This is a genomic window from Thioalkalivibrio sp. ALMg13-2 (assembly GCF_000381185.1).
In the GTDB taxonomy this organism is placed as follows: Bacteria; Pseudomonadota; Gammaproteobacteria; order Ectothiorhodospirales; family Ectothiorhodospiraceae; genus Thioalkalivibrio; species Thioalkalivibrio versutus.
Window position 1 is genome coordinate 160,438 of sequence record NZ_KB906104.1, and the last position, 12,575, is coordinate 173,012.

At 68.3% G+C, this 12,575-nt stretch carries 9 protein-coding genes; 1 reads left to right on the top strand and 8 read right to left on the bottom strand.

What is annotated here, in order from left to right; translation table 11 throughout:
* Window positions 1–20: 20 nt before the first annotated feature.
* The 3 genes from F618_RS0105400 to F618_RS0105410 all read right to left on the bottom strand — a co-directional run bounded on the left by F618_RS0105400 (window position 21) and on the right by F618_RS0105410 (window position 6,421).
* Window positions 21–731, bottom strand: coding sequence for a sulfur globule family protein (locus F618_RS0105400; protein ID WP_018176020.1), 711 nt, complete (start codon window positions 729–731; stop codon window positions 21–23).
* Window positions 732–762: 31 nt separating this feature from the next.
* Window positions 763–5,082 carry an efflux RND transporter permease subunit gene (locus tag F618_RS0105405; RefSeq protein ID WP_019567977.1) on the bottom strand — a complete coding sequence of 1,440 codons (4,320 nt, stop codon included), beginning with the start codon at window positions 5,080–5,082 and terminating at the stop codon, window positions 763–765.
* 130 nt (window positions 5,083–5,212) lie between these two features.
* Window positions 5,213–6,421, bottom strand: coding sequence for an efflux RND transporter periplasmic adaptor subunit (locus F618_RS0105410; RefSeq protein WP_026331160.1), 1,209 nt, complete (start codon window positions 6,419–6,421; stop codon window positions 5,213–5,215).
* 420 nt (window positions 6,422–6,841) lie between these two features.
* Between F618_RS0105410 and F618_RS0105415 the strand changes: the two genes are divergently transcribed.
* Window positions 6,842–8,242: a sigma-54-dependent Fis family transcriptional regulator gene (locus F618_RS0105415; RefSeq protein ID WP_019567979.1), complete on the top strand. Its 1,401-nt coding sequence runs from the start codon at window positions 6,842–6,844 to the stop codon at window positions 8,240–8,242.
* Window positions 8,243–8,348: 106 nt separating this feature from the next.
* Here the strand turns inward: F618_RS0105415 and F618_RS0105420 are convergent, their stop codons facing one another.
* The 5 genes from F618_RS0105420 to F618_RS0105440 form a co-directional block, all read right to left on the bottom strand.
* A complete protein-coding gene (locus tag F618_RS0105420) occupies window positions 8,349–9,008 on the bottom strand; it encodes a hypothetical protein (RefSeq protein WP_018951039.1) in 660 nt (219 codons plus the stop codon).
* 220 nt (window positions 9,009–9,228) lie between these two features.
* Complete coding sequence (locus F618_RS0105425; RefSeq protein WP_019567980.1) at window positions 9,229–10,032, bottom strand: hypothetical protein; 804 nt, start codon at window positions 10,030–10,032, stop codon at window positions 9,229–9,231.
* The gene (locus tag F618_RS0105430) at window positions 10,029–11,081 is read right to left on the bottom strand and encodes a glycosyltransferase family 4 protein (protein ID WP_019567981.1); all 1,053 of its coding nucleotides are present in this window, start codon (window positions 11,079–11,081) and stop codon (window positions 10,029–10,031) included. Before F618_RS0105430 ends, F618_RS0105425 begins: the two co-directional genes overlap by 4 nt.
* Window positions 11,082–11,086: 5 nt before the next feature.
* The gene (locus tag F618_RS0105435; RefSeq protein WP_019567982.1) at window positions 11,087–11,485 is read right to left on the bottom strand and encodes a 6-carboxytetrahydropterin synthase; all 399 of its coding nucleotides are present in this window, start codon (window positions 11,483–11,485) and stop codon (window positions 11,087–11,089) included.
* Window positions 11,486–11,524: 39 nt separating this feature from the next.
* The gene (locus F618_RS0105440; protein WP_019567983.1) at window positions 11,525–12,535 is read right to left on the bottom strand and encodes a zinc-binding alcohol dehydrogenase; all 1,011 of its coding nucleotides are present in this window, start codon (window positions 12,533–12,535) and stop codon (window positions 11,525–11,527) included.
* Window positions 12,536–12,575: the final 40 nt, after the last annotated feature.

The window sequence follows — 12,575 nt, forward strand, 5'->3', positions numbered from 1 at the left end:
TGCGATCCCCGATCCGAAGATCAGTACTCGCCTTCTTCCTGCATGGATTCACGACGCTCCTGCATCATCTCCATGCGGCGCTCACGCTGGCGCTCCATCTCTTCCTCGTACGCCGCACGTCCGGCTTCCATCGCCTTTTGACGCGCTTCGCGCATGGCTTCCATCTCTTCCATGCGCTCCTGGCGCTCGGCGTGCTGGGCCTGGATGCGCTCACGCATCTCTTCTGGCATGTCTTCCGGCAGGTTGTCCGGATCGAACTGCTGCATCTGGCCGTAGCCCTGACGCTGCTGCATGCCATAGCCCGGCTGCATCATGCCCGGATGGCCGAAGCCACCCTGCTGCGGACCGGGGCCGTAACCGGGGCCATACCCCGGGCCGTATCCCGGACCATAGCCCTGATGGCCGCGACCATAGCCCTGGCCGTACCCATCACCGTGGCCGCGCCCGTAGCCATGACCCTGACTGCGCCCGGACATGCCGAAGCTGAAGTCACCGGAGCCTTCACGCTGCTGCATCATCCCGCCACCGGGGTGTGCGCCCATGCCGGAGCCGTACGGGGCATGCCCGTAGGGGCCGGGCACCGGGCCCTGCTGGCCCATCGCCGGACCCTGGCCGTAGCCCTGACCCTGGCCCTGTTCCTGGGCCTGGGCGACGCCCAGGGCCAGCACGGATGCCACGGCGGCACTGGCCAGCGTGGTACCAATCATTCGGGAATTGAAACGCTTCTTCATTGCGAACCTCCTCGAGGTCTTGCTTGCATGTTCACTTGAGTCGAATCCCACGTCGGGTGCGGCCCTTGCCGGGTGTACCCGACTTGCCGCTCCCCTTGGGGGTGCTGCCGCTGTCCTTGCGGCCGGTCTTGCTGCTCGTGGTGCCGGTCTTGCTTGTCCCGCCGGCCTTCTTGTTGGATGCCGTCGACGCGCGCTTGTTCGCGCTCGCGCTGCCCGTTTTCCGGGTTCCGGTGCCCTTGCTGGTGCTGCTTGCGCGTCCTTGCGTGGCGTCACCGGACACGGACGTGTCGCCGGGGGTCTTTCTCGCGGCTGCGGTGGACTTGCCCTTCGCGCTTACCGAGGTGCCCGCTGGCGACTTCTTCGTAGCCTTGGTCCCCGCGGTATCGCCAGCACCCCGCGTGGAGCCGGCTTTCCCGGCACGCGACCCGACCGGGGTAGTCGATGCGGTCGTCTCGCCTACCCCGGCGCGGGACGTGGTCCTGGAGGTGGCCGCCTGTTTCGCAGTCCCAGCGTCGGGCTTCTCAGCCTGAGCGCGGCTGGACGGCACGGCACCGGCGTCCTGGGCTCCGGCATTCCCGGTGGCGGGGGTGGAAGCCGCTCGCTCTGGGGTGCCGGTCGCCTCAGGTGCCTGCGCAACAGGGCCTGACGGCTTCGAGTCCGCCGACGGGTTTTCCGAACGGGACTGCGGAGTCGCCGCAGCCCCGCCGGAACCCGGGCCCGACGCGCCACCGCTCCCCGGGGCACCGCCCGTCGGCCCGCCAGGCCCGGCGGAGGGACCGCCCGATCCGCCGCTGGGCGGCGGGGGGCCGCCATCGCCATTGCGGCGGCGTTCAATGAAAGACCGAATCAGGCGCCCCAGGGCGAGCGCCAGGTCGCGCAGGCCCTCGATGAAAGCCACGACCAGGCACTTGAGATAAAGCCCCGCGTATTGCACGACCTGGGTGACCGGCCCGCCCTCGCGCGGGCCGAACAGGTCATTCCCCTCGCCGGATGCCCCCGGAGACGCACCCTGGGTCGGGCTGGCCGTCACACCGGCATGCACAGCATGGCCATTGCCATTGCCATTGCCATTGCCACAGCCCGCCGTGGCCGCACCGTCCTCGTCCAGGCTGGTCGGGCAGAAGGCACGGCGGCCGGAGATACAGCCCAGCGGGATCACCACCAGGGTCAGCAGGGTGGCCACCACCGTGCCGAACATCAGCGAGATCGCCATGCCCTGGAAGATCGGATCGAACAGGATCACGCTGGAGCCGGCCAGCAGAGCCAGCGCGGTGATGATGATCGGACGGGTACGCGCCTGGCAGGCCAGGATCATCGCGTCGCGCACGTCGTGGCCCTCGTCCACCGCCTGGCGACCGAAGTCCACCAGCAGGATCGAGTTGCGGACAATAATCCCCGCGAGCGCGATAAAGCCGATCATTGAGGTCGCGGTGAATTCGGCGTTCATCAGCCAGTGGCCGGGAATAATGCCGATCAGGGTCAGCGGGATCGGGGCCATGATGATGCCCGGCAACACGAAGTTGCCGAACTCCCAGACCACCAGCATGTAGATCAGGATCAGCGCGATCGCGAAGGCGATCCCCATGTCGCGGAAGGTCACGTACGTCACCGTCCACTCGCCGGCCCATTCGAAGGCGGTCGAGCCATCATTGGGCGGCGGCCCCAGCCAGTGCGGCTGCACCTGACTGCCATCCGGAAGACGGTAGTCCTCCAGCTGTTCCTGGACCTCCAGCATGCCGTACACCGGCGCGGCCAGACGCCCGACCACCTCGCCGGTCACGTACTCCACCGGACGCAGGTTCTTGTGGTAGATCGGCTCGTCCTGCGGGCGCTGGACGAATTCGCCCAGCTCGGCCAGCGGGATCGACCCGCCCTGCCGGGTGGAGATCGGCAGCATCTCCAGCTGCCGGATGTCATTGCGCGTTGCCATCGGCAGACGCATCTCGATCAAATGCGGCTCGACCAGCGACTGCGCCTTTACATCGCCCAGGATCCGCCCGCCGATCGCGGTCTCCAGGGTTCGATTGATGGTGTCCACGGTCACACCGCGGCGCAGCGCCTTGTCGCGATCCACATCGAAGTGCCAGACGTTGTGTGGCGCCTGCAGGAAGCTGTCCACATCGGCCACGTGCTCGGCACCGGCGAACATGCCCTCGAGATCGCGGGCTACAGCGCGGCGGGTGGCAGCATCAGGGCCGTAGATCTCGGCGACAATCGACTGCAGCACCGGCGGACCCGGCGGCATCTCGACCACCTGGATGCGCGCGCCGGCCGCCTCGGCCAGCGGGGTCAGGCGTTCGCGCGCCTCGGTGGCAATATCGTGCGAGGTCCGGCTGCGGTCGCCCTTGTCCACCAGCTGCACCTGGATGTCCCCCTGCCAGGGTTCGTTGCGCAGGTAGTAGTGCCGCACCAGGCCGTTGAAATTGAACGGCGACGCGGTCCCGACGTAGGACTGCAGAGCCACCACCTCGTCCATCTCGCGCAGGGCGCTGGCCATGTCGTGGCTCAGCGTCGCGGTCTCGGTCAGGGCCGTGCCCTCGGGGAAGTTCACCATCACCTGGAACTCGGGCTTGTTATCCAGGGGCAGCATCTTCACGCGGACGTCCGTGGTCATGAACAGGCTGACCATCAGGAAGAAGATCACGATGACGGCGATCAAAAAGGCGTAGCCGCGCACCCGGTTGTCGGCCAGCCCCGGGATTACCGTGCGGTAGAACCGCCCCAGCTTTTCCGCCTGGCGATGTTCCTTGTCGGTGGCCTTTTCCAGATACGCCATGCTCGGACGCAGGCGCTGGGTGAGCCACGGGGTGAATACAAACGCCGCCACCAACGAGAACAGCATGGCCACGGACCCCAGCACCGGGATCGGCTGCATGTACGGGCCCATCATCCCGGAGACGAAACCCATCGGCAGCAGGGCCGCGATGACCGTGAAGGTGGCCAGGATGGTCGGGTTGCCGACCTCGCGCACCGCATCCACCGTGGTCTCGGTATCGATGCCGCGCTTCATCAGCCAGCGTCGGTAGATGTTTTCCACCACCACGATGGCGTCATCGACCAGGATGCCGATGGAGAAGATCAGCGCAAACAGGCTGACGCGATCGATGGTGTAGCCCAGCAGCCACGCGCTGAACACAGTGAACAGGATCACCACCGGGATCACGATCAGCACCACGACCGCGGCACGAACCCCCAGGAACAGGCCCACCAGGATGGTCACTGCGAAGGTGGCGATGAACAGCTTGAAGAGCAGCTCGTTGACCTTCTCGTTGGCAGACTTGCCGTAGTTGCGTGAAACCGCCACCTCGACGTTGTCCGGGATCACGCTGCCCTTCAGGCGCTCCAGGCGCTCGAGCACGTCGTTGGCAACGGTCACCCCGTTGCTGCCGGGCTTCTTGGCAATGGCCAGCGTGACCGCCGCGGCGCCTTCCGGTGCCGCATCCGGTTGGGGTGCTGCCGGACCGGAGTAGTGGCGCACGAACCGCTCCAGCTCGCCCGGGCCGTACGTTACCTCGGCCACATCGCGCAGATAGACCGGCTGGCCGTCACTGACCGCAACCAGGAGTTGCTCGAGATCGGCCGCACCGGTGAAGAAACGCCCGGTGTACACCGCGGTACTCAGCCCCCCGCTCTCGATGCGTCCAGCCGCGCCCTCGACATTCGCCGACTGCACGGCCTGGGCGATCTCGTCCAGGCTGACGTCATAGCCCGCGAGGCGTTCCGGCAACACCTCGATGCGCAGGCGCTCCTCGCGCCCACTGACCACGAAGCTCTGGTTGGTGTCGGGGACCTCGTTCAGCTGCTGCTGCGCATCCAGCGCAATCTGGCGCAACAGGGCATCGTCCACCTCATGGGACCAGAAGGTCAGGTTGACCACCGGCACGTCGTCCGCACCCTTGGCCTTGACCATGGGTTCGCTGACGCCGGGCGGCATCAGGTCCCGATTGGCGATCAGCTTGTCGTGCACCTTGACGATGGACGACTCCATCTCCTCGCCAACGTCGAACTGCACGGTCACCATCGCCTCGCCGCGATGCGACACGGAGTAGACGTTGTCCACCCCGGACAACTCGCTCATGAGCCGCTCCAGCGGCCGTGCCGCGAGGCTCGCCACCTGCTCGGACGGCACGCCGGGGTAGGACACCATGATGTCCACCATCGGCACGGAGATCTGCGGGTCCTCCTGGCGCGGCGTCACCATCAGGCCGAGAATGCCGATCGCGATACTGGCGATCAGCAGCAGCGACGACAGCGGCGAATGAATAAAGGCCGCCGCCATGCGCCCGGCAATGCCGGGGTCACCGTGTTTCTGCCGGAAACCGGTCTCGGATTGTTTGTCGTCTTCGGCCATCGAGCTTGAACAGTCCTGTTGTCAGTCTGGCGTCCCGAGCACCGGTTCGGCCGGCGCGTCGCCACCGGTGCACCTGCCAGGGGGCAGCAACCGGCGCTGATAGTCCCGGCCTGCAGCCGGGTATGGAGCCCTACATACGGCTCCAGGGGTCCGTGACACCGTCGCGGCGTCCGACGCCCGAATCCGGGGAACCGCGCCCCACGGGCTGGCCGGAACGCACACCCGCGCCCGGTCGGGCCAGGATCTGCATGCCCGGCTCCAGCCCGGAGGTCACCACCACCTGGTCGCCGCGTCCGCCACCCAGGCGCACCATGCGCACGCGGACGTGGCCCTCGCCATCCAGCACGGCCACGCGCGGCAAGGCACCGCCCGGGATCAACGCCGAACGCGGGATCACGACCCGGTTACTGGAAAGCTCGCCCTGCGGCAAATGCACCGCCGCATGCATGCCCGGCCCACCGCGCACGCCCTGCGGCAGGTCGAACTTGACCGTGACGGTGTGGCGCTGCGGGTCAGCCAGGGGGAAGATCCGGGCGACCCGGGCCTCCACTTCGTCACCGGTATCCAGCCGCACCTGCACGTAGTCGTCTTCCTGCAGGCCGCTCACCAGCCGCACCGGCACCTGCGCTTCGACGCGCAGGAATTCGACATGGCCGAAGCTCACCAGCGGCTGGCCGGGCTGGACGGTATCGCCCTCTTCGACGTGCTTGTGCATCACCAGGCCATCGAAGGGCGCCTCGGACCGGGTGTCGCGGATGGCCGCGTCCAGTTCGGTGACCCGGGCCCGGGCCTGCTCCCAGCGCGCCTGCGCCTGATCCACGCCGATGTAGCGGGAATAGAGATCCGTACGGCGATCCAGCGCGGGATCGCCCATGCCCATGACCTGGCCCATCGGCTGGGTGAACATCTGGTCGAACATCGACGGCACGCCCATGCCCGGCATCTGGCCAATGCTGCGCGACTGCGGCGAGACCATCTCGCGGCCGTACTGCATCTGGGCCTCGCGGATCGCGGCCTCGGCGGTGCGCATCTCGGCCTCGGCCGCCTGGCGCTGGGCGCGCAGCCGGTCGTCGCTGATCGCCGCCAGCACCGCCCCCTGTTCGAAGCGGTCGCCCTCGGCGCCCGCCACATCCACCACGCGCCCCGCGGATTGCGCGGTCAGGGTGACTTCACGATAGGGGACCACGGTGCCACTAACGGTCTGGGTGGCCGCCTGATCCGGCTCCACCGTGAGGATCGGACCAGCGGCGTGGGCCGCCGAGATGCCGAACAGCGGCAGGGCCAGTGCGGTACCCAGGAGGGTGCGGGCCAGGAGGCGTCGGGAAACTCGCGCAAACATGATCGTCAGTACCTCGCGTCGAACGCCGCGATGGGAGAAGGTGTCGAGCCGTGCTGCCCACACGGGCACCGGGCCTCGGATCGGGGGATGGCCGCACTGGGGCGCGCGGCAACGAAGCCCGCTTGGCGGGGGCGTTCTGCCGACTGACGACCGAGGCGGATATCCATTGCCCATAGTTGTAGAAGAACTCATGCCGAACTACAAGCAACGTACATGCCAATATAGCGACTTTCTTATAAAACAATCATTTAATTAGGATTTACTGATATTCAAACAATGACTGTTGCAACACCCCCGTTTCGCGCTATAACCGAGACAGGGATTGGCGAAACGGGCCATACCGGGGGTGTTGCAGGTGCCCTCGGATGTTGCAACACCGCACCGCTTCCGCCGACCCCTCCAACAAGAAAAGGAGGCGGGATGACCACAACCGAACTGGCCGAGATCTGCATCCGACACAGTCGGGACCCACACCTCATCAGCGATACCCGGGGCCGTGTCCTGTTCGCCAACCCGGCCTTTCACCAGACGCTGCAAATCCCCTCCGATGCCCGCCTCACCCTGGCGAACCTCGGACCACTGAATCTCGAACAACACCTGCAAGAGGCCGCCATTGCCGCCGGCGAGCACGATGCCGACGCCAACAGCACGCCGCACGCCCTGCACTTCTCGCTAATGGCGGAACTGGACGACGAGACCCTCCCGCTGGAGGTGATCAGCCAGCCACTGCGCCTGAACGATGACCAGCGCGCGCTGCGTCTGATCACCCTGCAACCGCAGCGCCGGCGAACAACCGCGGTGGAAACCGTCAGCGAGGACGGACAGGACGGGCTCGAGGACAGCCACTTCCATTCCCACGACGCCAGCTGCCGGCCCACGCTGCAGTTCGCACGGCGCGTGGCCGCCAGCGACGTGCGCGTGATGCTCATGGGCGAATCCGGCACCGGCAAGACGCGCCTGGCCCGGGCCATCCACCAGTCCAGCCGCCGCATCCGTGCCCCGTTCGTCGAGATCAACTGCGCGGCGATCCCCGAGGAGCTGCTGGAATCCGAACTGTTCGGCCACGCCCGCGGGGCCTTCTCCGGGGCGGTCAACGACCGGGTCGGGCGCTTCGAGGCGGCCGACGGCGGCACCTTGTTCCTCGACGAGATCGGCGAGATGAGCCCGCGCCTGCAGGCCAAGCTGCTGCGCGCGGTCCAGGATGGCGCCTTTGAACGCGTCGGCGAGAACACCACCCGGCAAGTGGATGTGCGCATCCTTTCCGCGTCCAATCAGAACCTGCGCAGCCGCGTCGAGGCCGGCGCGTTCCGCACTGACCTGTTCTACCGCCTCGCGGTCGCCACGGTGGAAATCCCGCCGCTGCGCGAGCGTCCCCGGGATCTGGAAGCCACCCTGCAGGCCTACGAGGTGCACCACGGCATCCGCATCGCGCCGCATCTGAAGGAACGGCTGCAGGAGCACCCCTGGCCGGGCAACTTCCGCGAGCTGGAGAACGTCTTCGAGTGTCTGACCCTGCACGCCCGCAACGGTCAGGTGGACGACTTTCCCCTGCCCCAGCCGATCCGGATGGATGCCGATGCGGCGGACACGATCCATGCGCCGCGCACCAACCGCCATGACCCGGCCCACGTTCCCGACGACCAACCGAACGACCGGGCGGGCCACCCGACCCGCGACGGCCAGCCCAGCGAGCATCCGGAGGCCCGGCGCCTGCGCGAGGCACTGGTCGCCCATGCCGGAAACCGCTCACAGACCGCCCGCGCCCTGGGCATGGATCGCAGCACCCTGTGGCGCAAGCTGCACCGCTACCAGCTAGTCTGAACCTGCGGCTGGCAGACGACCGCCCCCACAAGAAAAGGCCCCGGAGGTGTACACCCCGGGGCCTTTTCGGTTGCCCTGCCCGCGCCTTCCGGCAGCGCGAAAAGACCTAGCGGTACTGTCGCAGGTGGCGGGCGCCATCGCGGTGGTGGCGGTCATACACCGGCGCCAGGCGCTCGATCATCGAACGCCGCTCGCTCGTCGGCAACAGCCCCAGGGCGCTGTCCCAGGCCCGCATCGCACCCGCGGCATCGTCAGCGGCATACAGGGCGTTGCCCAGCTCGCCGTAGAGGTCGGCACGCTGCGCCGAGGTGGCCGGAATGTCTTCCAGTGCCGTGCGCAGCACCTCGACCGCCTCCTCGGGTCCGCCCCGCCAGTAGGCGACACGCCCGGCCTCCAACGCCTCCTGCACCTGCCGCGCGACCTCTTCTTCGCTCATCGGCTCGCCGGTCGCCCGGAGCTGCGCCTGTTCCTGCGGGTCCGGGATCGGGCGCTGTGCGCTGCCCTCGTCCTCACGCTCGTAGGCCTCGCCCGTCATCGGGTCCATGTCGCCCTCCGACAAACGCCCCTCACGCGGCGCTGTTTCGTCCGCTGGGGCCGGGGCATCCTCGGCGACCGCAACGGCCTCGACATCCGTGTCCTCCGGCACCGCATCGGCGCTGGGGGCCAGTACATCGCGCGCCGACCAGGCGATCAGCCACAGCACGATCACGATCAGGATCCAGTAGCGATTAACGAAACTTCTCTGCTTGTTGTCTGCCTGTTCCATGCCTCACCTTTTCCGGTTTTTCCATTGGCGGAGCGACTCGGGCAACACGGATGAATGCATTCATCAGCGCTGCTCCGGGGTCTCCGTCAAGCGTTCATTCCATTACCTATTTCTATCCTGCACCGAAACGCCTTCCAGAGCGAACAGGATAATGGACAGCACATCGGCGCCAATTCTCCCTTGTAAGGGGATGCTGATTAAAACACCCGGGCGGCGTGGGTCAGCGCAAACCGAGCACATCCTGATGCCCGACGGTCAGCTCGACCTCGCCGCGGGCGAGCGCCACGGCGCGCGCCTTGCCCCAAGCACGCAGCTCCGCCGCCCGGCCCGGGTCGATCGCGCTGGCCGCGGCCACCCAGCCGTCGATCAGGGCCGCACCCAGCCCCGCCCGATGCGCGTCAATCCGCCAGTCACTGGCGCAGGTTTGCACCCCGTACCCCAGCCCCTCGAGCCGCGCCGCACAGGCCGGCGCGGCGGTCGGCCCCAGGGCCGCGCCGAACCCCTTGTCCGAGCGCTGGTGCCGATTGACCGCGTCCTCCAACGCGGCATCCAGGGCATGCGGCTGCGACCAGCGAATCCGCCCGTCATAACTCAGTGCGAACAACACCGCGGCACCCTGTTCGGCGCAGGCCACAAGCAACCGGTCCAGCCAGTCCTCCGAAACCAGATCCAGCAGCGCCGAACCGGTCACCAGCGATGATCCGCTCGCGAGGGCCGCAGCCGGATCGTCGGCCAGGTCGCTCACCCACCGCTCGAGCTCGATCCCGGCGCCGGGAGCGCCGGCGCGGCCCAGCAGCCCGGTATCGTGATCCACCAGCCGCCAGTGTTGCGGGGACGGCAATCGCGGCGCGAGGTAGCGCAGGTTGGAGCCGGTGCCGCTGCCCAGATCCGTCACCTCAAGGGGGGCGGCGACACGACGCCCAGCCAGATGCGCACGCAGGGATTCGACCAGGGCCTCCGGCCGGGCGGCATGATCGGCTGCCTCGCGCAGGGCCAGCCAGTCGGCGTCGAAGGATTCCGTCATTGCAGCCACGCCTCCAGCGTCTGTTCCAGTGCGGCCACCGCACCATCCCAGTCCGAACGTTCCGCCATCGCCTCGCGCGCCACCCGTCCCATCCGGTGGCGCGCTCCAGCATCGACCAACAAGGCGTCGATGGCCTCGGCAAGCGCCCCGATATCTCCCGGCGGCACCAGCCGGCCGGCCCCCTCCGGCACGGTCGCAGGGATCGCCCCACCGGTGGTACCGATCACCGGCAGGCCGCGCGCCATTGCCTCGGTATAGGCCATGCCGAAGCCCTCGTAAGCGCTGGGAAGGACAAACAGCGAGGCCCGCCCGTACCAGCCCTCCAGCGCCGCATCATCGCATTCGCCGGCCCACTCGATCCGGTCTCCAAGCCCGGCCTCGGTGATTGCCGCCTCCACCCGCTGCACATAGGCCGCGTCCCGCACCCGCGAACCCACCAAGACCGCCCGCCAGTCCGTGGTCCGTATGCACGCCAGGGCCTGCACCAGTTCCAGCTGGCCCTTGCGCGGCACGACCGAGCCCACACAGAGCAGCAGCGGCCGCTCGCCGGGACCGGGCCCCAACGCCTGCGGCCGCGGTTCGATCCCCGGCGGTATCGCCTGGAGCCGCCCGGAAGACACCCCCCAGGTGGCCACCTGCCCGGCGGTGAAGGCACTGGTGGCCAGCACGCCCTCTACCTGACCCACGGCGGCGCGTTCACGCGCCAGCAGGTCATCGGCCCGCGCCGGTTCCAGCCCGGTCTCCAGACCCAGCGGGTGATGCAGCAGATAGATCAGACGCAGGCGCTCGGCGTGGCGGGCCAGCACCCTGGGAAAGGCACCCGCCGCCAGGCCATCCAGCAGCACGGCCCGCCTATCGGGAAAGCCCGCAAGCGCGGCGTCCAGGGCCGACTCGGCCGCCGGGTTCGGCCCGGGGAATGCCCCCTCCAGCTCGCGCACCGTCACCGTCCAGCCGCGCGCCCTCAAGCCCGCGACCATGCGCGCAGCGTAGCGATACCCGCCGGTGCGCTGCTCCAGCGACCCCGGCACCACCAGGCCGAGCTCACGCATTCGGCTCAGGGTGCCGCCTCGTAGCTGGCCCAGGCCACGTGCGACTCGTTCAGCGTCACGCACACCGCGTCCAGCTCGCGGGCCGATTCGCCCAGCTCACCGGCATGGATGGCGCGCGCCACGCGCTGATGCAACGCATGGGCGAGGAACTCGGTGGTGGTGTTCTGGCCGCGAAACTCCTCGCGCTCGTCCAGGTTCTGGTAGTTCAGATCGGCCAGGAGGGCCTTGACCACCTCGCTGGCGCGGCCGATATCCACCACCAGCCCGTCGGCATCCAGTGCCTTGCGGCGGAAGGTGACGTCGACCACGTAGGTCGCGCCGTGGAGCTTCTGGGCCGGGCCAAAGGTCTCGCCGGAAAAGCTGTGGGCGATCATGAAATGATCACGGACGTTCAGGCTGTACATCGGGCAGTTCCCCGCAGGTCGAATTGAACGGAAAAGGGGTCAGTAACGAATCCGGTGGCAGAGCGTGCGTTCGGCCTCGGGCCCGGAGACACGCTGCATTGCCGTCGGCAGGTCCGCGAACGCATCCTCGCCACTGATCAGGGCATCCAGCGCCGGATCGGTCAGCAGCGACAGCGCCAGCGCCAGGCGGCGGCGATAGTCCCAGCGCGCCGCGCGCTCCGGCGGGATGCGTCCGACCTGCGAGCTGCGCAACGTCAGCCGCCGCGAGTGAAAGGCCTCGCCCAGCGGCGCCGGCACCGGCTGATCGCCGTACCAGCTCATCTCCACCACCCGGGCCTCGACCCCGGCGAGCGCCAGCGCCTGCTCCAGCCCGGCCGGGTTGCCGCTGGCATGCACGACCCCGTCCAGGCCCTGGAAGTCCGGATTCGCTTGCGCCGCGTCCGGGGTGCAAAGGCTCAACCCCAGCCGGGCCGCCACAGCCTCGCGCTGGGGGTTGGGGTCGATCAACGTCACCTCGGTGCCGGGGATCGCGCGCAGCAGCCAGGCCACCAGCAGCCCGACCACCCCCGCCCCGATCACGGCGATGCGATCCCCCGGACCGGGGTGCGCATCCCAGACTGCGTTGATCGCCGTCTCCATGTTGGCCGCCAGCACCGCGCGCTCCGCGGGCACCGTATCCGGGATCGGGACCACCGCGTCCGCGGGAACGACGTAGGCGCTCTGGTGCGGATACAGACAGAACACCCGCTGCCCGAGCAGCGCATCCCCTTCGCCCCCCGCCTCGACCGTTCCGACGCTGATGTATCCGTACTTGACCGGCCCGGGGAACTCGCCCGCCTGGAACGGCGCGCGCATTGCCTGATGCTGGCTCGCGGGGACCCGGCCATGAAAGACCAGCGACTCGGTCCCGCGACTGATCGCGGAAAACTGCGTGCGCACCCGCACCTCCCCCGACACCGGCTCCGCCAGTGCCTCCGGGCGCAGTTCGCCCGTGCCGGGACCGACGACCCAGAAGGCCTGTTCGGGAGCTGGCGTGTTCACCGGAGGCACTGCAAGGTCAGGGTGCAAGGCGGCGTCATCATCCGCGCAG